Origin of the sequence: Aquicoccus sp. SU-CL01552 (assembly GCF_040365005.1) — a bacterium.
GTDB lineage: Bacteria > Pseudomonadota > Alphaproteobacteria > Rhodobacterales > Rhodobacteraceae > Antarcticimicrobium.
Genome location: NZ_BAABWV010000011.1, coordinates 1 through 18,829, shown reverse-complemented (window position 1 = coordinate 18,829; position 18,829 = coordinate 1). Strand labels below are relative to the sequence as shown.

18 protein-coding genes are annotated in these 18,829 nt (G+C 64.4%); 9 read left to right on the top strand and 9 right to left on the bottom strand.

Features of this window, described 5'->3' with window-relative positions:
* Nucleotides 1–16: 16 nt before the first annotated feature.
* From tdh to ABWV23_RS13180, 3 genes are all read right to left on the bottom strand, one after another.
* Nucleotides 17–1,057, bottom strand: a complete 1,041-nt coding sequence (gene tdh / locus ABWV23_RS13190) for an L-threonine 3-dehydrogenase (protein ID WP_353348469.1) — start codon at nucleotides 1,055–1,057, stop codon at nucleotides 17–19.
* Entirely contained in the window at nucleotides 1,054–2,241 is a 1,188-nt protein-coding gene (locus ABWV23_RS13185; protein WP_353348467.1) for a glycine C-acetyltransferase, read from the bottom strand. Before ABWV23_RS13185 ends, tdh begins: the two co-directional genes overlap by 4 nt.
* Nucleotides 2,242–2,347: 106 nt before the next feature.
* Nucleotides 2,348–2,914: a helix-turn-helix domain-containing protein gene (locus ABWV23_RS13180; RefSeq protein ID WP_353348465.1), complete on the bottom strand. Its 567-nt coding sequence runs from the start codon at nucleotides 2,912–2,914 to the stop codon at nucleotides 2,348–2,350.
* Between the two features lie 169 nt (nucleotides 2,915–3,083).
* On the opposite strand from ABWV23_RS13180, the gene ABWV23_RS13175 reads away from it, so the two are divergent.
* Entirely contained in the window at nucleotides 3,084–4,259 is a 1,176-nt protein-coding gene (locus ABWV23_RS13175) for an acetyl-CoA C-acyltransferase family protein (RefSeq protein ID WP_353348463.1), read from the top strand.
* Between the two features lie 78 nt (nucleotides 4,260–4,337).
* On the opposite strand, the gene ubiB is transcribed toward ABWV23_RS13175, so the two are convergent.
* Both ubiB and ubiE read right to left on the bottom strand, forming a co-directional pair.
* A complete protein-coding gene (ubiB, locus tag ABWV23_RS13170; RefSeq protein ID WP_353348461.1) occupies nucleotides 4,338–5,870 on the bottom strand; it encodes a 2-polyprenylphenol 6-hydroxylase in 1,533 nt (510 codons plus the stop codon).
* Nucleotides 5,867–6,619: a bifunctional demethylmenaquinone methyltransferase/2-methoxy-6-polyprenyl-1,4-benzoquinol methylase UbiE gene (gene ubiE, locus ABWV23_RS13165; RefSeq protein ID WP_353348459.1), complete on the bottom strand. Its 753-nt coding sequence runs from the start codon at nucleotides 6,617–6,619 to the stop codon at nucleotides 5,867–5,869. Before ubiE ends, ubiB begins: the two co-directional genes overlap by 4 nt.
* Nucleotides 6,620–6,706: 87 nt before the next feature.
* Between ubiE and mutM the strand changes: the two genes are divergently transcribed.
* The 8 genes from mutM (at nucleotide 6,707) to gyrB (ending at nucleotide 15,902) form a co-directional block, all read left to right on the top strand.
* Nucleotides 6,707–7,558: a bifunctional DNA-formamidopyrimidine glycosylase/DNA-(apurinic or apyrimidinic site) lyase gene (gene mutM, locus ABWV23_RS13160; RefSeq protein ID WP_353348457.1), complete on the top strand. Its 852-nt coding sequence runs from the start codon at nucleotides 6,707–6,709 to the stop codon at nucleotides 7,556–7,558.
* Between the two features lie 67 nt (nucleotides 7,559–7,625).
* Nucleotides 7,626–8,402, top strand: a complete 777-nt coding sequence (acuK, locus tag ABWV23_RS13155) for an acryloyl-CoA hydratase (protein ID WP_353348455.1) — start codon at nucleotides 7,626–7,628, stop codon at nucleotides 8,400–8,402.
* 183 nt (nucleotides 8,403–8,585) lie between these two features.
* Nucleotides 8,586–8,849 (top strand): 30S ribosomal protein S20, encoded by a 264-nt coding sequence (rpsT, locus tag ABWV23_RS13150; RefSeq protein ID WP_353348453.1) that lies wholly within the window; start codon nucleotides 8,586–8,588, stop codon nucleotides 8,847–8,849.
* Between the two features lie 552 nt (nucleotides 8,850–9,401).
* Entirely contained in the window at nucleotides 9,402–10,817 is a 1,416-nt protein-coding gene (dnaA, locus tag ABWV23_RS13145; protein WP_353348451.1) for a chromosomal replication initiator protein DnaA, read from the top strand.
* A 172-nt stretch (nucleotides 10,818–10,989) separates the two neighbouring features.
* Nucleotides 10,990–12,108, top strand: a complete 1,119-nt coding sequence (dnaN, locus tag ABWV23_RS13140; RefSeq protein ID WP_353348449.1) for a DNA polymerase III subunit beta — start codon at nucleotides 10,990–10,992, stop codon at nucleotides 12,106–12,108.
* Between the two features lie 55 nt (nucleotides 12,109–12,163).
* Nucleotides 12,164–13,264, top strand: coding sequence for a DNA replication/repair protein RecF (gene recF, locus ABWV23_RS13135; RefSeq protein WP_353348447.1), 1,101 nt, complete (start codon nucleotides 12,164–12,166; stop codon nucleotides 13,262–13,264).
* The gene (locus ABWV23_RS13130; protein ID WP_353348445.1) at nucleotides 13,261–13,407 is read left to right on the top strand and encodes a hypothetical protein; all 147 of its coding nucleotides are present in this window, start codon (nucleotides 13,261–13,263) and stop codon (nucleotides 13,405–13,407) included. Before recF ends, ABWV23_RS13130 begins: the two co-directional genes overlap by 4 nt.
* A gap of 77 nt (nucleotides 13,408–13,484) precedes the next feature.
* A complete protein-coding gene (gene gyrB, locus ABWV23_RS13125; protein WP_353348443.1) occupies nucleotides 13,485–15,902 on the top strand; it encodes a DNA topoisomerase (ATP-hydrolyzing) subunit B in 2,418 nt (805 codons plus the stop codon).
* Between the two features lie 395 nt (nucleotides 15,903–16,297).
* Here the strand turns inward: gyrB and ABWV23_RS13120 are convergent, their stop codons facing one another.
* From ABWV23_RS13120 to ABWV23_RS13105, 4 genes are all read right to left on the bottom strand, one after another.
* A complete protein-coding gene (locus tag ABWV23_RS13120; protein WP_353348441.1) occupies nucleotides 16,298–16,882 on the bottom strand; it encodes an exonuclease domain-containing protein in 585 nt (194 codons plus the stop codon).
* A gap of 196 nt (nucleotides 16,883–17,078) precedes the next feature.
* Nucleotides 17,079–17,411 (bottom strand): helix-turn-helix domain-containing protein, encoded by a 333-nt coding sequence (locus ABWV23_RS13115; protein WP_353348439.1) that lies wholly within the window; start codon nucleotides 17,409–17,411, stop codon nucleotides 17,079–17,081.
* Nucleotides 17,412–17,790: 379 nt separating this feature from the next.
* Nucleotides 17,791–18,192, bottom strand: a complete 402-nt coding sequence (locus tag ABWV23_RS13110) for an IS3 family transposase (protein ID WP_353348437.1) — start codon at nucleotides 18,190–18,192, stop codon at nucleotides 17,791–17,793.
* An 8-nt stretch (nucleotides 18,193–18,200) separates the two neighbouring features.
* Nucleotides 18,201–18,335, bottom strand: coding sequence for a hypothetical protein (locus tag ABWV23_RS13105; protein WP_353348435.1), 135 nt, complete (start codon nucleotides 18,333–18,335; stop codon nucleotides 18,201–18,203).
* Nucleotides 18,336–18,829: the final 494 nt, after the last annotated feature.

Below are 18,829 nucleotides of genomic sequence, written 5' to 3'. Positions count from 1 at the left end.
ACGGGGCAGCGCCCCCTCACCCGGTCCAGTCCAGCACCACCTTGCCGCTCTGGCCCGAGCGCATCGCGGCGAACCCCTGTTCGAACGCCTCCGCCCCGAAGCGGTGCGTGATGATGCGGGTGATGTCCAGCCCGTCTTCGAGCATGGCGATCATCTTGTACCATGTCTCGAAGATCTCGCGTCCGTAGACCCCCTTGATCGTCAACGCCTTGAACACGATGCGGCGCCAGTCCACCTGCGATTTGCCCGGTGGCAGGCCCAGCATGGCGACGCGCCCGCCCATCACCAGCGCCTCGACCATCTGTTCCAGCGCGACCTGGTTGCCCGACATTTCCAGCCCGACGTCAAAGCCCTGTTTCATTCCAAGGTCCGAGATCACGTCGCGCAGATCGGTCTCTGCCGTATTCACCGCGACGACATCGGTGACCCTTTCCGCCAGCGCCAGGCGATAGGGGTTCACGTCGGTGATCACCACGTGCCGCGCGCCCACGTGCTGGGCCACGGCGGCGGCCATGATGCCGATCGGTCCGGCGCCGGTGATCAGTACGTCCTCGCCCACCAGGTCGAAGCTCAGCGCGGTGTGCACCGCGTTGCCCAGCGGATCGAGGATCGCGCCGATCTCGTCCGGGATCGCATCGGGCAGGGGGACAACGTTGAAGGCCGGCAGTTTCAGGTATTCCGCGAAACAGCCCTGTTCGTTCACGCCGATGCCGCGCGTTTCCGGGTCCAGGTGGAACCGCCCGGCGCGGGCCTGCCGTGACAGGTGGCCGATCAGATGCCCCTCGCCGCTGCAGCGCTGGCCGATCTCGAGGTCGTCGACATTGCGCCCCAGCGCGACGATCTCGCCGGCGAATTCATGCCCTGTGATCAGCGGCACCGGCACGGTGTGCTGCGCCCAGTCGTCCCAGTTCCAGATGTGCACGTCGGTGCCGCAGATGCCGGTCTTGCGCACCTTGATCAGCACGTCGTCCGGGCCGATCTCGGGCACCGGGGCCTCGACCCGCCACAGCCCCTCGCGGGGATACGATTTCTCCAGCGCCTTCATGGTCCGGGTCATCGGATCACACCACAGGCCTTGCCCGCCGCCTCGAAGGCGGCAAGCGCGCGGTCCAGCTCGTCGCGCGTCAGGGCGGCGTTCATCTGGGTGCGGATGCGCGCCTGTCCCTCGGGCACCACCGGGTAGAAGAATCCCGAGACATGGACCCCCTCGTCGAACAGCCGCGCGGCCATCTGTTGCGCCAGTTTCGCCTCGCCCAGCATCACCGGCACGATGGGGTGTTCGCCCGGCAGCAGGTCAAATCCCAGCCCGGCCAGCCCCGCGCGCCAATAGGCGGCGTTGTCGTGCAGACGATTGCGCAGGGCCTCGCCCGCCTCGATCAGTCCGATCGCCTCGATCCCGGCGGCCACCACGGCGGGCGGCAGCGAATTGGAGAACAGGTAGGGCCGCGAGCGTTGGCGCAGCAGGTCGATCACCGGTCGCGGCCCGGCGGTATAGCCGCCGATGGCGCCGCCCAATGCCTTGCCCAGCGTGCCGGTCAGGATATCGACGCTGGTGCCGAAGTGATCCGGCGTGCCGGCCCCGTTCGGCCCCATGAAGCCGGTGGCGTGGCAATCGTCGACCATCAGCACCGCGCCGTATTGATCCGCCAGCGTACGGATCTCGGGTAGTTTGGCCAGGTGGCCGTCCATGCTGAACACGCCGTCGGTGGCGATCATGATGTGGCGCGCGCCCGCGGCCCGCGACTTTTGCAACTGCTGCTCAAGATCGTTCATGTCGGAGTTGGCATAGCGATAGCGTTTCGCCTTGCACAGGCGGATGCCGTCGATGATCGAGGCATGGTTCAGCGCGTCCGAGATGATCGCGTCCTCTGGCCCCAGCAGCGGTTCGAACAGCCCGCCGTTGGCATCGAAACAGGCGGCGTAAAGGATCGCGTCCTCCATCCCGAGAAAACCGGCCAGCCGTTCCTCCAGCGCGCGGTGGATGTCCTGCGTGCCGCAGATGAACCGCACGCTGGCCATGCCGAAGCCGCGCTCGTCCAGCGCCCGTTTCGCCGCCGCGATCAGGGCGGGGTGATCGGCAAGGCCGAGGTAGTTGTTGGCGCAGAGGTTGATCACATGGGCGTCGCCCACATCGATCTCTCCGCCCTGGGGCGAGGTGATCATCCGCTCGCGCTTGTACAGCCCCTCGGCCTCGATCTGCGCGAGCGTTCGGGAAATCTGGGTCAGGAATCGATCCGACATGGTGCCCTCCGTGGTTGCCGAAAGGCTAGCACAGGTTCGGAGGTGCCCCAAGAAGAATGTACGTCAAAACGGATAAAAATCCGTTACAACGGAAAATCTGGTGATGTCAGGCGTTCTTGACGATCAGGAAGACCCGTGCGGCGCCCCCTTCGGCGGCAATTGCATGGTCGATGTCGGCGCGATAGCGGGCGGTATCCCCGGTGGCCAGCACCTCCTCTGCCGTGCCTGAGGTGACCCGCACCCGCCCGTCCAGCACGGTCAGCGCCTCTTCCGCCCCGTGCTGGTGTGGCTGGCTTGTCAGGCTGCCGCCGGAAGCAAAGGTGATGTCGTAGACCTCGTGCCGGCCGGCCTCTTCCGGCGGGGAAAGGATGCGGATGCGGCATCCCTCGCCCATGTTGTCGATCTGCGGCACCTCGTCACCGCGCAGAACGTCGATCCGTTCGCGGCCCGCGTCCTGTTCCAGCAGCCCGGCGAAATCCACCTGCAAGGCGCGGGTCAGGTTCCACAGGGTGGCGATGGTGGGGCTGGACTCGCCGCGTTCGATCTGGCTGACCATCGAGCGCGACACGCCCGAGAGCCGCGCCACCGCCTCCAGCGACAGCCCCTTGTCGCGGCGGGCCTGTTTCAGCCGGTCGGGCAGGCGGGACAGGATGTCGTCAGCAGTTTCCGTCATGGTGGAATTTGTGACCGGGGTCGGCGCATCTGTCAATCGGTTCCGGCCGCCCTCGCGTGACGGTCCGGCGCATGGCGCGCGGGGGCGCCTTGCGTTACGGAACGTTTCGGCAGACAGCGGCATTCCGCGGCTGCATACTGCGCCAAATTCCAAGACTCGGGAGAGATACATGACCGACATCGTAATTCTGGACGGTGCCCGCACCGCCATCGGCACCTTTGGCGGCGCGCTGGTCGGCACCCCGCCGATCGAGCTTGGCACCGTGGCGGCCAAGGCCGCGCTGGAGCGCTCGGGCGTGGACGGCGCCCAGATCGGGCATGTGGTCTTTGGCCATGTGATCAACACCGAACCGCGCGACATGTACCTGTCGCGGGTGGCCGCGATGCAGGCCGGGGTTCCAAGCGGAACGCCCGCGATGAACGTCAACCGGTTGTGCGGGTCGGGCGCGCAGGCGATCGTGTCGGCGGTACAGGCCCTGATGCTGGGCGATGCGGAGTTCGCCCTTGCCGGTGGTGCCGAGTGCATGTCGCGCAGCCCCTTCATCATGCCGCAGGCCCGCTGGGGCGCGAAGATGGGCGACGTGAAATCGCTCGACATGATGCTGGGCACGCTGAACTGCCCGTTCGGCAACGGCCACATGGGCGTCACCGCCGAGAACGTCGCCGATGAGCATGGCATCAGCCGCGAGGCACAGGACGCATTCGCGCTGGAAAGCCAGCTTCGCGCTGCCAAGGCAATCGAGGCCGGCTATTTCGAGCGCGAGATCACGCCGGTCGAGGTCAAGGTCAAGCGCGACATGGTCGAGTTCAAGGTCGATGAGCACCCCAAGCAGACCACCGCCGAGGGGCTGGCCGGCCTGCGCCCGGTGTTCAAGAAGGACGGCACCGTCACCGCCGGCAACGCCTCGGGCATCAATGACGGCGGCGCGGCGGTGGTGCTGGCGACGGCGGCGGCGGCGGATCATGCCGGGCTGAAGCCCAAGGCGCGCGTACTGGGCTATGCCCATGCCGGCGTGCGGCCCGAGGTGATGGGCGTCGGTCCGATCCCGGCGGTGCAGAACCTGTTCAAGAAGACCGGGCTTTCGGCCGGGGATTTCGACCTGATCGAGAGCAACGAGGCCTTTGCCGCGCAGGCGCTGGCAGTCAGCAACGAGCTTGGCTTCGACCCGGCCAAGGTCAACCCGAACGGCGGCGCCATCGCGCTGGGCCACCCGGTCGGCGCCACCGGCGCACTGCTGACCGTCAAGGCGATGTACGAGCTGGAGCGCACCGGCGGGTCCCGCGCGCTGATCACCATGTGCATCGGCGGCGGGCAGGGCATCGCGCTGGCGATCGAGCGGATTTGATTCCGCTTCGGCCTCAATGACGAAACCAAACCGGGCGCGGCGTCGAACAGGCGGCGCGCCCTTTTCTTAGCGGCGATCTCAGCCCAGCAGAACCACCGCCGCCACCGTCGCCGCGACGCCAAGGCCCAGGCCAAGCAGGCCGGCGATCACCGGCGAGGGGCCATTGTTTGGCCGCTGCGCGCTGTCGTGGGTCTGGGCGATCAGCGCCGATTCCACCAGTCCCGGCAGGCGCGGCCCGAACCGCGACATCACCCGCGCGGTCTTGAGCAGGTCGGACAGCATCGCGCGCGGGCCGATGGACTGCTTTATGTAATCCCCGACCACCGGCTTGGCGACCTCCCAGATGTTCATATGCGGATCGAGCGAGCGTGAGACCCCCTCGACCACGACCATGGTCCGTTGCAGCAGGATCAGCTCGGTCCGGGTTTCCATCCCGAAACGTTCGGTCACCTCGAAGAGATAGGACAGCAGCCGCCCCATGGAGATCCGGGTGGCATCCATGCCGAAGATCGGCTCGCCCACCGCGCGCAGCGCGCGGGCGAATTCATCCACGTCGCGGTCGGCGGGTACGTAGCCGGCCTCGAAATGCACCTCGGCGATCCGCTTGTAGTCGCGCTGGATGAACCCGAACAGGATCTCGGCATAGACCCGGCGGGTATATTCGTCGATATGGCCCATGATGCCGAAGTCATAGGCGATCAGGTCTCCGTTGGTGGCGACCTTGAGATTGCCCTGATGCATGTCGGCGTGGAAGTACCCGTCGCGCAGCGCATGTTTCAGGAACAGTTGCAGCACCCGTTGGGCCAGCACCGCCCGGTCGATGCCGGCGGCGTCGAGGGCATCGTTGTCGCCCAGCGCGATGCCATCGGCCCAGCCCAGCGTCATCACCCGGCGCGCCGAATGGTTCCACAGGATCGGCGGCAAGCGAAAGCCTTCGTCGTCGCCGGTGTTGGCGGCAAACTCCGAGGCGGCGGCGCTTTCCAGCCGCAGGTCCAGCTCGCCCTGCACCACCCCGTCGAAATGGGTGATCACGTCCATCGGGCGCAGCCGACGCGCGCCCGGCGCGAACAACTCGATGATCCGCGCGGCGAAATAGAACGCGTCGATGTCGCGGCGAAAGGCACGCTCGATCCCCGGTCGCAGGACCTTGACCGCCACGTCTTGCCCAGTATCGGCCAGCCGCGCCCGGTGCACCTGGGCGATCGAGGCCGCGGCGATGGGCTCAGAGAACTCGGTGAACAGCTCGTCGACCGACTGGCCAAGCTCGCGTTCGACCTCGGCCATGGCTGCATCGCGGGAAAACGGCGGCAGCTTGTCCTGCAGCACGCGCAGCTGTTGCGCCAGGTCGCCGCCCACAACATCCGGCCGCGTCGAGAGCACCTGGCCGAACTTGATATAGGCCGGACCAAGCGCGGTCAGCGCGCGGGTGGCCGGCGGCATCTCCGGGTTGCCCTTGTATCCCAGCCACTGAAAGGGTTTGCCGAGCGTATGGGCCAAGATGCGCACCGCACGCGGCGCCTCGAAGGCATCGAGCACCACGCCCATCGCGCCGGTCCGCTCCAGCGTGGCGCCGGTGCGGATCAGCCGCCAGATGTTATGCGGCCCCCTCACAGTTTCCAGCCCGAATGCAGCGCCGCAATGCCCAGCGACAGGTTGCGGTACTTCGCATTGTCGAACCCGGCGGCGCGGATCATCGCCAGAAACGTCTCCTGGTCGGGAAACTTGCGGATCGATTCGACAAGGTATTGGTAGCTGTCGTGGTCATTGGCGATCACCTGGCCCATGCGTGGGATGACGTTGAAACTGTAAAGATCGTACAGCTTTTGCATCCCCGGGTTGGGCAATTGGCTGAACTCCAGCACCATCAGCCGCCCGCCGGGTTTCAGCACCCGGTAAGCCTCGGCCAGCGCATCGGCGGGGCGGGTCACGTTCCGGATGCCAAAGCTGATCGTGTAGACGTCGAAGGTGTTGTCGGCAAAGGGTAGCGCCATCGCATCACCCACCACCCAATCAAGGCTGTCGGCCATCTGGTCGGCCTCGGCGCGCTTGCGCCCCTCGACCAGCATCGGTTCGGTCAGGTCCAGCACGGTGGCATGGCCGTGACCCGCGCGCTTGAGGAACCGGAACGAGATGTCGCCGGTGCCGCCTGCCACATCCAGCAGCCTCTGCCCGGGGCGCGGCGCCAGCCAATCCATCATCGCGTCTTTCCAGACCCGGTGGATGCCCATGCTCATCACGTCGTTCATGATGTCGTACTTCGAGGCGACCGAATTGAACACGCCCTGAACGCGCCCGGCCTTTTCCTCTTCCGGCACGGTCTGAAAGCCGAAATGCGTGGTCTTGTCCGTCTGGTCTACCATGGGGTCTTGCCGTTCGTTGCGATCCGCCCTTGTTATAGGGTGCTTGCGGGCAGGCACAATGCGGCCCGGTGCACGAGGAGCGTCAAGATGCCCGAATTGCCCGAGGTCGAGACGGTACGTCGCGGTCTGGCCCCCGTGATGGAGGGTCAGGTGATGACACAGGTCGAGGTGAACCGCCCCGATCTGCGCTGGCCGTTCCCGGACCGCATGGCCGAACGGCTGACCGGGGTCCGCGTGCTGCAACTGCGGCGGCGGTCGAAATACCTGCTGGGCGATCTCGACTCGGGCGAGACGCTGCTGATCCACCTGGGCATGTCGGGGCGGATGACGGTCTCGGGCGACCTGCTGGGGCGTTTCGTCCACGAGCACCCGGCGCCGCAAAAGCACGATCATGTGATCTTCCACATGGATAACGGCGCGCGCATCACCTTCAACGATCCGCGCCGGTTCGGTGCGATGGACCTGATGTCCACCACCGGGGCTGAGGCGCACAAGCTGTTGTCGGTGCTGGGGCCGGAGCCGCTGGGCAATGATTTCCACGAGGGCTATCTGGTCGCCGCCTTTCAGGGCCGGAACACGCCAGTGAAATCGGCGCTTCTGGATCAGGGAATCGTTGCCGGGCTGGGCAATATCTATGTGTGCGAGGCCTTGTTCCGGGCCGGAATCTCGCCCCTGCGCAAGGCGGGACGGATTGCCGCGCCACGGGTCGCGTCGCTGGTTCCCGCGATTCGCGACGTGCTGGAGCGGGCCATCGCGGCGGGTGGGTCATCGCTCAAGGATTTCCGGCAAGCCGATGGAGAGCTTGGATATTTCCAGCACAACTTCGATGTCTACGGACGCGAGGGCGCGCCCTGTCACACCCCGGATTGCGGCGAGACGATCCGCCGTGTCGTCCAGTCGGGGCGCTCAACCTTCTATTGTCCGTCCTGCCAAAGATAACTTGAACCGCCCGGCGCGCGTGGTAAGGAATCGCACCAGATTGCAACAAGCGAAAGCGGATAGCCAAATGGCCTTCGAGACGATCAACGTCGAAGTGGACGATCACGTCGCCCTAATCAAGCTGAACCGCCCCGAGGCTCTGAATGCGCTGAACGGCCAGCTGCTGGGCGAGCTTTGCGCGGCGCTGAAGGAAGCGGACGCGAACGACAAGGTGCGCTGCATCATCATCACCGGCTCGGACAAGGCCTTTGCCGCCGGCGCCGACATCAAGGAGATGTCGGAGAAGAGCTATGTCGATGTCTTCACCGAGAACCTGTTTGCGGAGGCCACCGACCGGGTCGCGGGCGTCCGCAAGCCGATCATCGCCGCAGTGGCAGGCTATGCGCTCGGCGGCGGCTGCGAACTGGCGATGGCCTGCGATTTCATCATCGCGGCCGATACCGCCAAGTTCGGCCAGCCCGAGATCAACCTCGGCGTCATCGCCGGCATGGGCGGCACCCAGCGGCTGACCCGTTTCGTCGGCAAGTCCAAGGCGATGGACATGAACCTGACCGGCCGTTTCATGGAGGCCGAAGAGGCCGAGCGTTCGGGCCTCGTCAGCCGCGTCGTCCCGGCCAAGAAGCTTCTGGACGAGGCGATGGGCGCGGCGCAGAAGATCGCCGAGAAATCCATGCCCTCGGCGATGGCGGCGAAAGAGGCGGTGAACCGCAGCTACGAATCGACGCTGAGCGAGGGCATCCTGTTCGAGCGTCGCGTGTTCCACTCGATGTTTGCGACCGAGGACCAGAAAGAGGGCATGGCCGCCTTCCTCGAAAAGCGCCAGGCCCAGTTCCGCGACAAGTGAATCGGCGGGCTTTGCCACCGGCGCGATTTTCCGGTTGGCAAAGCCGCCCAACTTGGCTAATCAGCGCCGCTATACATGCGCGTGCGGCCCGCTTTGGCCAGAATCGCACCCCACCGGGGTGGCTGGGCCGGGTTCGGCTGTACGCATCTGAAACGTAATCGAACCCGAAAAGGCCAGAACCACATGGCAAATTCACTTCAAGCCAAGAAACGCGCGCGCCAGAACGAGCGGCGCTTTGCCGTCAACAAGGCGCGCCGGTCGCGCATCCGTACCTTCCTGCGCAAGGCCGAAGAGGCCATCGAATCGGGCGACAAGGACGCGGCACAGGCCGCTCTGCGCGCGGTTCAGCCCGAACTGATGCGCGGCGTGACCAAGGGCGTGTTCCACAAGAACACCGCTGCCCGGAAAATGTCCCGCCTGTCGGCCCGCGTCAAAGCGCTGGGCTGAACGGCGAGCGGAACAACCTAAAATTGTTCTGAATTAAGGCGTTGCGCTTCGCGGCGCCTTTTTTCGTGCCTGCCTGGGCTGATTGGTTATTTCGCAGCTGCGAGAGATTCTTTGTGACCAATGCCTGAGTCAACATCATAGTTTCATTGCCGCTCCGCACCGCCTCTTGCTATCCATAGTCCTGCGATTCACTCGCTTGGGGGGACAGGCGGCTTTCGGATCGAACCGACGGGCATCGGAACGATTTGGAGTCTTATATCGAGGGGAATGAAGCGATTCATTCCGTTTGGTCTGCTGTGTGTCAGCCAATTTCGGCTGTGCGGCCCTGTCATGAACTATGAGTGTATAGCGGCGCTGTTTCGGTGTTCTCTTCGGGGTGCTGTTTCCCCGGACTTGTTCCTGCGCTGCTGTGACGCCCCGATTTTGGGGTAACGCCTGCCTGAAATGGGCGGCAGGCGCATGGACCTCGTGTGACGTGAATCCTGCCGGGCTTGCCCGGTCAATGACAGAGAAAAGGCCGCAAGGCCGGGGATGCGGAATGTGAGGCGCCGAATGACGCAAGAGAAATGGGGTCAGCTGAGACAACGTCTTTTGAAGACCGTTGGTCAGAACAACTACAAAACCTGGATTGAACCGCTGGAATTTGCCGAACTCGAGGACGGGGTCGCGATCTTCAACGTGCCGACCAGCTTCATGGGCAACTATGTCAACCAGAACTTTTCCGACCTGATTCTGTACGAGCTGGCCACCTCGGGCGAGACGGTCCAGCGGCTGTCATTCCAGGTCGCGGCCAATTCGCCGGTTCGCCCGGCCGCAAAGGGCGCGGCTCCGGAATCCACGGACTCCGCGCCGGTGGCTGCGGTCGCAACCCGGCCCGCTGCCGCGAAAGCCGCCGCTGGCGAGGGCGCCTCGGGTCTGGCCGAGGCCTTGCAGGCCGCGCCGCTCGACCCGCGGTTCACTTTTGAAACCTTTGTCGTCGGCAAGCCGAACGAACTGGCCCACGCCGCGGCCCGACGTGTCAGCGAGGGTGGGGCCGTCACCTTCAACCCGCTTGTGCTCTACGGCGGCGTCGGCCTCGGCAAGACCCACTTGATGCATGCCATCGCCTGGGAGTTGCGGGCACAGAAACCCGATCTGAACGTGCTGTACCTTTCCGCCGAGCAGTTCATGTACCGGTTTGTCCAGGCGCTGCGCGAGCGCAAGATGATGGACTTCAAGCACCTGTTCCGGTCGGTCGACGTGCTGATGGTCGATGACGTGCAGTTCATCGCCGGCAAGGATTCCACGCAGGAAGAGTTCTTTCACACCTTCAACGCGCTGGTCGATCAGAACAAGCAGATCATCATCTCGGCCGACCGTGCGCCGGGCGAGATCAAGGACCTCGAGGACCGCGTGCGTTCGCGTCTGCAATGCGGGCTGGTGGTGGATCTGCACCCGACCGATTACGAGCTGCGCCTCGGCATCCTGCAAAGCAAGCTGCTGCAATACCGCGATTCCTACCCCGAGTTGCAGGTCGCGGACGGGGTGCTCGAATTCCTCGCCCACCGGATCAGCACCAACGTCCGCGTGCTCGAGGGGGCGCTGACCCGGCTGTTCGCCTTTGCCTCCCTGGTCGGGCGCGAGATCGACATGGAGCTGACGCAGGATTGCCTTGCCGACGTGTTGCGCGCCTCCGAGCGCAAGATCTCCATCGAGGAGATCCAGCGCAAGGTCTCGGACTACTACAACATCCGCTTCTCGGACATCATCGGGCCCAAGCGCGTGCGTTCCTACGCCCGGCCGCGGCAGGTGGCGATGTACCTGTGCAAGAACCTGACCAGCCGGTCGCTCCCCGAAATCGGGCGCCGCTTCGGCGGGCGCGATCACACCACCGTCATGCACGGGGTGCGCCGCATCGAAGAGCTGAAGGTGACCGACGGCCAGATCGCCGAAGATGTGGAGATGCTGCGCCGCGCGCTCGAGGCCTAGGGCAACGGCGGTTCTCGGGGCAGGGCGGCAGGGAAATCCCACAGATGCCGCCCGCCGGGCCACCGGGGCCTTGACGCCCCGGCCTTTCCGGCAGAGAAATCCATAAAAAACTTGTGCCGCAGGGGCAAACGGCTAGTGTGCCCCTCCCGGCAGGTGCGAAGGGTGAGGGAATATGAAGATCAGCATCGAACGTGGCACGCTTCTGAAGGCCGTGGCGCAAGCCCAGTCGGTGGTGGAGCGGCGCAACACGATTCCGATCCTGGCGAATGTGCTGATCGAGGCCGAGGGCGACCAGGTCCAGTTCCGCGCCACCGATCTGGATATCGAGGTGGTCGACAAGGCCAACGCCCAGGTCGAACGCGCCGGCGCGACCACGGTGGCCGCCACCACATTGCACGAAATCGTCCGCAAATTGCCCGATGGCGCGCTGGTGACCCTCACCGCCGACAGCGCCGCCGGGCGGCTCACGGTCGAGGCCGGACGCTCCAACTTCTCTCTCGCGACCCTGCCGAAGGAAGATTTCCCGGTCATGGCCTCGTCGGAGTATCAATCGAACTTCTCCGCCCCGGCCACCGTGCTGCGGCGGCTGTTCGACAAGTCGAAATTCGCCATCTCGACCGAAGAGACCCGCTATTATCTCAACGGCGTCTACATGCATGTGGCCGACGGCGAGGACGGCAAGGTGCTGCGCTGCGTGGCCACCGACGGTCACCGTCTGGCCCGGATCGACGCCGATCTTCCGGCCGGCGCCGAGGACATGCCGGGTGTGATCGTGCCGCGCAAGACAGTGGCCGAGCTGCGCAAGCTGCTGGATGACGACGACATGCAGATCGCGGTTTCGGTCAGCGAGACCAAGGTGCGCTTTGCCACCCCCGACCTGACCCTGACCTCCAAGGTGATCGACGGCACCTTCCCCGACTATTCGCGGGTGATCCCGCAGAACAACACCCGTCGGATGGAAGTGGATGCCGCGGATTTTGCCAAGGCGGTCGACCGGGTGGCCACAGTAAGCTCGGAACGCTCGCGCGCGGTCAAGCTGCAGCTTGACGAGGACCGGCTGGTTCTCTCGGTCAACGCCCCCGACAGCGGTGCGGCGGAAGAGGAACTGGCGGTTGCCTACAACGACGAGCGGCTGGAGATCGGGTTCAACGCGAAATACCTGCTCGAGATCGCCAGCCAGGTGGATCGCGAGAACGCTGTATTCATGTTCAACTCCTCCGGAGACCCGACCCTGATGCGCGAAGGCAGCGACACAAGCGCCGTCTACGTGGTCATGCCGATGCGCGTGTGATCGGCGCCGCCGACGCCTCCGGCGGGAGTACTTTCAAAGAGAAGAAGGGGCCGCCATGTCCCTTGCCCTGACCGAGTTGACCCTGTCGCATTTCCGGTCGCACCGAACCGCGCGGATCGCGGGCGACGGCCGGCCGGTCGCGATATACGGCCCCAACGGCGCCGGCAAGACCAACATCCTCGAGGCGGTATCGTTGTTTTCGCCCGGGCGCGGCCTGCGCCGGGCCAGCGCCGGTGAGATGGCGCGGCGCCCCGAGAGTCTGGGCTGGAAGCTGACCGGCCGGCTGCGGGCCGGGGGCCGCCCCCACGAGATCGAGACCTGGTCCGAGAGCGGCGCCGCACGGCAGGTGCGCATCGACGGAAAACCGGCAACGCAGATCGATTTGGGGCGGCTGTCGCGGGTGGTTTGGCTGATCCCCGCGATGGACCGGCTGTGGACCGAGGGGGCGGATGGGCGGCGGCGATTCCTCGATCGGTTGGTGATGAGTTTCGATCCCGCCCATGCCGAGGCCTCACTCGCCTATGAAAAGGCGATGCGCGACCGCAACAGGTTGCTCCGGGACCAGGTCCGCGACGCCGCCTGGTACGGCGCGCTGGAGGCGCAGATGGCGCGGGCCGGGATCGCGATCCACCAGGCGCGGGCGGCGGCGCTGGAGCGGCTGACCACGGCGCAGGCCGAGGCGGAGACGGGTTTCCCGGTGGCGGAACTGGCCCTGGTGCAGGCCGAGGGGGAGATGCCGCAGAGCGAGGAGGCGCTGCGCGCCGCGCTGGCCGGTAGCCGCCCGCGCGACCTCGCCGCCGGTCGCACCCTGGTCGGGACGCATCGCGCCGACCTCGATGCCATCTATGCCGCCAAGGGGGTGGCCGCACGCGATTGCTCCACCGGGGAACAAAAAGCGCTGCTGGTCTCGCTGATCCTGGCCAATGCCCGGGCGCTGGCTGCGCGCGACGGCGATGCGCCGATCCTGCTGCTGGACGAGGTGGCCGCGCATCTGGACGCCGGGCGGAGGGCGGCGCTGTTCGACGAGATCTGCGCGCTGGGGGCGCAGGCCTGGATGACCGGCACCGGCCCCGAGCTGTTTGCCGAACTGGGCGAGCGGGCGCAGTACCTGGAGGTGGCGGATCACGGCGGGCTGTCGGAGGTGCGGGCGCGATGACCCTCTCGCCGGGCGATCTCTGCTTTGCCTTCGTGGTGGACCGGATGCCGCAGGTCCTCACCGCGCCATCGGCGCTGCGGCGGCTCAATCTGGGGGCCGGGTTCCTGCTGATCTGTGTCGGTCTGAACCTGCCCTTTGCATGACACAAAATATGGGGCGGGGACGTGACATTCCCCCCTAGGAATCGTATAAAATCACAAAAATACAAAGGAACTTCGCGATGGCCGAAGGCAATCAGGCGCCGGCCGAATATGGCGCCGAATCCATCAAGGTTCTCAAGGGGTTGGAGGCGGTTCGCAAACGCCCCGGGATGTATATCGGTGACACCGACGACGGCTCGGGCCTGCATCACATGGTCTATGAGGTCGTTGACAACGGCATCGACGAGGCGCTGGCCGGTTACGCCGACCACGTGGCGGTGAAGATCCACCCGGATTCCAGCGTGTCGGTCTCGGACAATGGGCGCGGGATTCCGGTTGGCATCCATGAGGAAGAGGGCGTTTCGGCGGCCGAGGTCATCATGACCCAGCTGCACGCGGGCGGCAAATTCGACAGCAATTCCTACAAGGTGTCGGGCGGTCTGCACGGGGTCGGCGTGTCGGTGGTCAACGCGCTTTCGGTCTGGCTGGAGCTGCGGATCTGGCGCGACGGCAAGGAGCATGTCGCGCGGTTCGAGCATGGCGAATGCACCGAGCATCTGAAGGTCGTGGGCGATTGCGGCGACCGCACCGGAACCGAGGTGCGTTTTCTCGCCTCGACCGAGACCTTCTCCAACCTCGATTACTCCTTTGAAACGCTGGAGAAACGCCTGCGCGAACTGGCCTTTCTCAATTCCGGCGTCCGCATCCTGCTGGAGGACGAACGTCCGGCAGAGCCGCTGAAAAACGAGCTGTTCTACGAGGGTGGGGTCAAGGAATTCGTCAAGTACCTCGACCGGTCCAAGTCGTCGATCATGGCCGAGCCGATCTATGTCATCGGAGAGCGGGACGATATCGGGATCGAGGTCGCGATGTGGTGGAACGACAGCTATCACGAGAATGTCCTGCCCTTTACCAACAACATCCCGCAGCGCGACGGCGGCACCCACTTGGCGGGCTTTCGTGGGGCCCTGACCCGGACGCTGACCCGATACGCGCAGGAAAGCGGTATCGCCAAGAAGGAAAAGATCAACTTTACCGGTGACGACGCCCGCGAGGGGCTGACCTGCGTGTTGTCGGTCAAGGTGCCGGATCCGAAATTCTCCAGCCAGACCAAGGACAAGCTGGTCAGTTCCGAGGTGCGTCCGGCGGTGGAAAACCTGGTTGGCGAAAAGCTGTCGGAATGGCTGGGCGAGCACCCGAACGAGGCCAAGATCATCGTCGGCAAGATCGTCGAGGCCGCCTTGGCGCGCGAGGCGGCGCGCAAGGCGCGCGAACTGACCCGCCGCAAGACGGCGATGGACGTGAATTTCCTTGCCGGCAAGCTCAAGGATTGCTCGGAAAAGGACCCCTCCAAGACCGAAGTCTTCCTTGTCGAGGGTGACAGCGCCGGCGGCTCGGCGCAGACCGGGCGCGACCGGCGGACCCAGGCGATCCTGCCGCTGCGTGGCAAGATCCTGAACGTGGAGCGGGCGCGGTTCGACAAGATGCTGTCGAGCCAGGAGATCGGCAACCTGGTGATGGCGCTGGGCACCGGGATCGGGCGCGACGAGTTCAACATCGACAAGCTGCGGTACCACAAGATCGTCATCATGACCGACGCCGACGTGGATGGCGCGCATATCCGCACGCTGCTTCTGACCTTCTTCTACCGGCAGATGCCGGAACTGATCGAGGGCGGCTATTTGTACATTGCGCAGCCGCCATTGTACAAGGTCGCCCGAGGCAAGTCCGAGGTCTATCTCAAGGACCAGGCGGCGCTGGACGAATACCTGATCGAACAGGGCGTCGATGGTGCGGTTCTGCGCCTGGGCACGGGCGAAGAGATCGTCGGTCACGACCTCAAGCGGGTGGTGGAAGAGGCGCGGCAGCTGCGTCGCGTGCTCGATGCCTTTCCCACCCATTATCCGCGGCACATCCTGGAACAGGCGGCGATTGCGGGGGCTTTCGTGCCCGGCGCGGTGGAGGCCGACCTCCAGGGGGTCGCCGACCGGGTGGCGGCGCGGCTCGACCTGATCGCGCTGGAGTATGAGCGCGGCTGGCAGGGCCGGATCACCCAGGACAAGGGCATCCGTTTGGCCCGCATCCTGCGCGGCGTCGAAGAGGTGCGCACGCTGGACGGTCCGATGCTGCGGTCGGGCGAGGCGCGCCGCACCGGCACCCTGACCGAGTCGCTGCAAGAGATCTATGGCACCGCGGCACAACTGGTGCGCAAGGAACGGTCACAGGTCATCTACGGCCCGCTGGGCCTGCTCAAGGCGATCCTGGACGAGGGCGAAAAGGGCCTGACCCTGCAACGCTACAAGGGGCTGGGCGAAATGAACCCGGAGCAGCTGTGGGAAACCACGCTGGACCCCGAAGCGCGCACGCTGCTGCAGGTCAAGGTCGATGACGTGGCCGAAGCGGACGACCTCTTTACCAAGCTGATGGGTGACGTCGTGGAGCCGCGCCGAGAATTCATCCAGAAAAACGCGCTGAGCGTGGAAAACCTGGATTTCTGAGGGCGTGTAGGTGAGCGCGTATTTTTTCGCGGCGCGCATATTTTTTCGCGCCGCGAGAATGTGGAAAACGACTGTATCTTTTAATTATCAATAACTTAGGCGAGGAAAGCCGTTTAGCGGTGTTTTGTGCGTCTCTGTTCGCAGTCAATATTGCATGGGCGTCAAGATCTTCGCCCTCCGATCCTGATCTCCTGGATTCCGCCATTGCCCATGAAAATCACCGCAAGCTCCGGTAGCCTCGTCGTGATGCCTTGTCTCCCTCGTTCGCAAATATGGCTACGGCGGCGCGGACTGGCGCCTTGGGTCGGTTCGACCGGACAAATGCGATCCGGTAAGGGGCCAGACTGGTCCGGGCGCCAATGGGCACAATCCGATCGCCCAACCAGGCACGCCGGTCATCGTGCGGACGTCCTTAGACCTTCTGCACGCAGGACAACCTCGGCGGCAGCGCGGGCGTCCTCGCCGGCGTCGTGATGCTCGAAACTCAGGCCGAGATGGGCCTTCAGCGAAGCCAGCCCATGGCCGCCGTTGCCTTTCAGCTCCGGCCATGCCCGGCGGGCGACGCTGACGCTGTTCTGCCAGTCCCAAACAGGCTCCTCGCACCCAACTGTGGCACAAGCGGCACGGATCGCGCTGCGGTCGAACCCTGAATGCTGATAGACGGTATGGCCATCGAGGGCCTGTCGCAGCACGGGAAGCGCTTCGGCGAATGTGGGGGCCCTGGTGACCGTGGCGTTGGTGATCCCGTGCAGGCCGGAAAATACCCAATGGGTTGTCCGAGGGTCGACGTAGGTCATCCAGGTCCGGATCGCGTTGTCCGGAAGAACGCAAGCCACGCCGATCTGGCAGATACTGCCGCGATCATGGTTCGCGGTTTCCACGTCCAGGGCGACGAACCGGAACGGCCCGCCGGGAAACGCGGGGAGCGATGACCCCGACGTCGAGCGACTATCGGTGGAGAGGCGGCTCTTCGCTCTCATTCTGGCAGATTCAGCCTGGGCAGCGCGCGCAAGATCCTCACCGCCTCCAAGCTTTCCATGATGACGCGTTGGTACAAGGGTGGCGTCCGCGCGTCAGTTCGGAGATTGGAACTCACCGAACTCTTACCCCCGACCCGCCCCCAGAAAACAGCACCGATCAGTCTCTGCTTTTGATTTATACGCGGGATCATGACCATCACTCGTCTCCCCAGGACCAAGGTTCGTTTTTCTTGTTTTCGTCAGGGAGAGGGCGTGCGCGCTGGCGTAACTCGCTCCTCGGGTCCAACGGGCTTATCCTGCCGTCCGGTACAAGCCAGTTGAGCCTCTCTTCGATATCCATGGCTTTCATGATCCGGATCAGGCTATCGATCGTCCCTCCCTCGCCGGCCTCGAGGCGGACGATCACACCACGCGAGACGCCTGCTTTCGAAGCGATATCGCTCTGCCTCAGATTGCAGGACAAACGAAAGGCTGCGAGGCGCTCACCGAATTCCTTCGCCAGTATCACGACTGGTTTTTTGTAGCTCATTTTGCGTTCCAAAGATAACCCACAAAGCCGGATTTTAGCGGTAATGGCTCGAAATCGATACACTGTAAATAGCTGTGAGATCCCATGGTTGGCGCTTGGATCCATTCCTATGGTTCAATTCAATAGAAGCCGTGATGGAAGCGTCTCGTCCCTTCCAGACCTACTGAACCAGGTCCCCAAAATCGAAGAGAGCAGCACTGTGATCGCCGAAATGGTCGTGCGCCTTCAAGGCAAGCTTTCGGAGATTGAGGAGGTCGCCATGGACTGTAGGCCTGTGGGAGAGAACGGCCCATAGCGGCCATTCAGATCACCTGCAATGCTGCTGCGCAGCTTCGCTGATCCAGTCACTCGCTTCTGTCGCGGCGAAATATGCAGCTGTCTAAGGATCGGAACGTCCCAGTTGCATTCGGGGGCGATACCGGAGCGCGTGGGCATAGAGTTGTCCAACGCGTGAACCGCTGCACTTCGAGGTAGTCGTCTTTCTCCGGCTCGCGCATCGCGTCTGAAATCCCGCGCAATATCTCGGCGATTTCCGCATGAGCCGCATCAACCGGCGTATCCGCTTCCCGTTCACGAAGTGTCCGTCGTTGCGCAGGTGCCAGGTCATCTGCCGAACACCGAAGAACGGCGTCTCCAGGAACTGCTCGTCGATCCGCCGCATCAGGTCGAGGTTCCGTTCGGTCTCGCCCTTTGGCGTGTCGTAGAAGGACGAGCGCGCGATCGACAGCAGCTTGCACTGCTGCCCGATGGACAGCTCCGGGGGGGCGGCGGGCTCGATCATGCCGCGCCTCACTTCCCGCCCCAGGGCTTCAGCTTTCGTTCCCAAAAAGAGTTGACCACCGCCAGCTCCCCGATCTTGGCGTGTAGCTCCTTCACCTGCTCTTCGTCTATCTCGGGTTTCTTGCGCCCTCCGCGCTCGAACACGCCCGATGCGCCTTCGAGCAGGGCACGCTTCCATTGATGGATTATCGTCGCCTCTCGGTGTTTGCATGCAAACACCTGCCGGTAACAGATGCACCCCGAACCAGCTCGCCAGCTCGGCCGCGTTGTTCTGGCTTACGCCGCGCCACTGGCGCGACGGTCCCCCCCCAACCCTCGCCCTTCAGGGCTTCCAGCGCAACCTTCGCCTTGAACTCAAGCGCGTGTTGCTTGAGTTTCGACATCTCTGATCTCCTTTTCGTCGAAGATCAGCAGACTGCAAATCGTAGCTTACGTCACTGTCCGAATTTCAGGGGATAGCTCATGGAAGGCTTCTGATATGCAGGTGCGCAGGCTTGACCAGGTTAACATCCAGACCACCCAGGTTGAGACAATGGTGGTGTGGTATCGCGACATATTGTGCCTGCGCGCCGATCCACGTCCCGCGTTCTCTTTTCCGGGCGCGTGGCTCTTTGCGGGGCGGGACGCCGTTATCCATC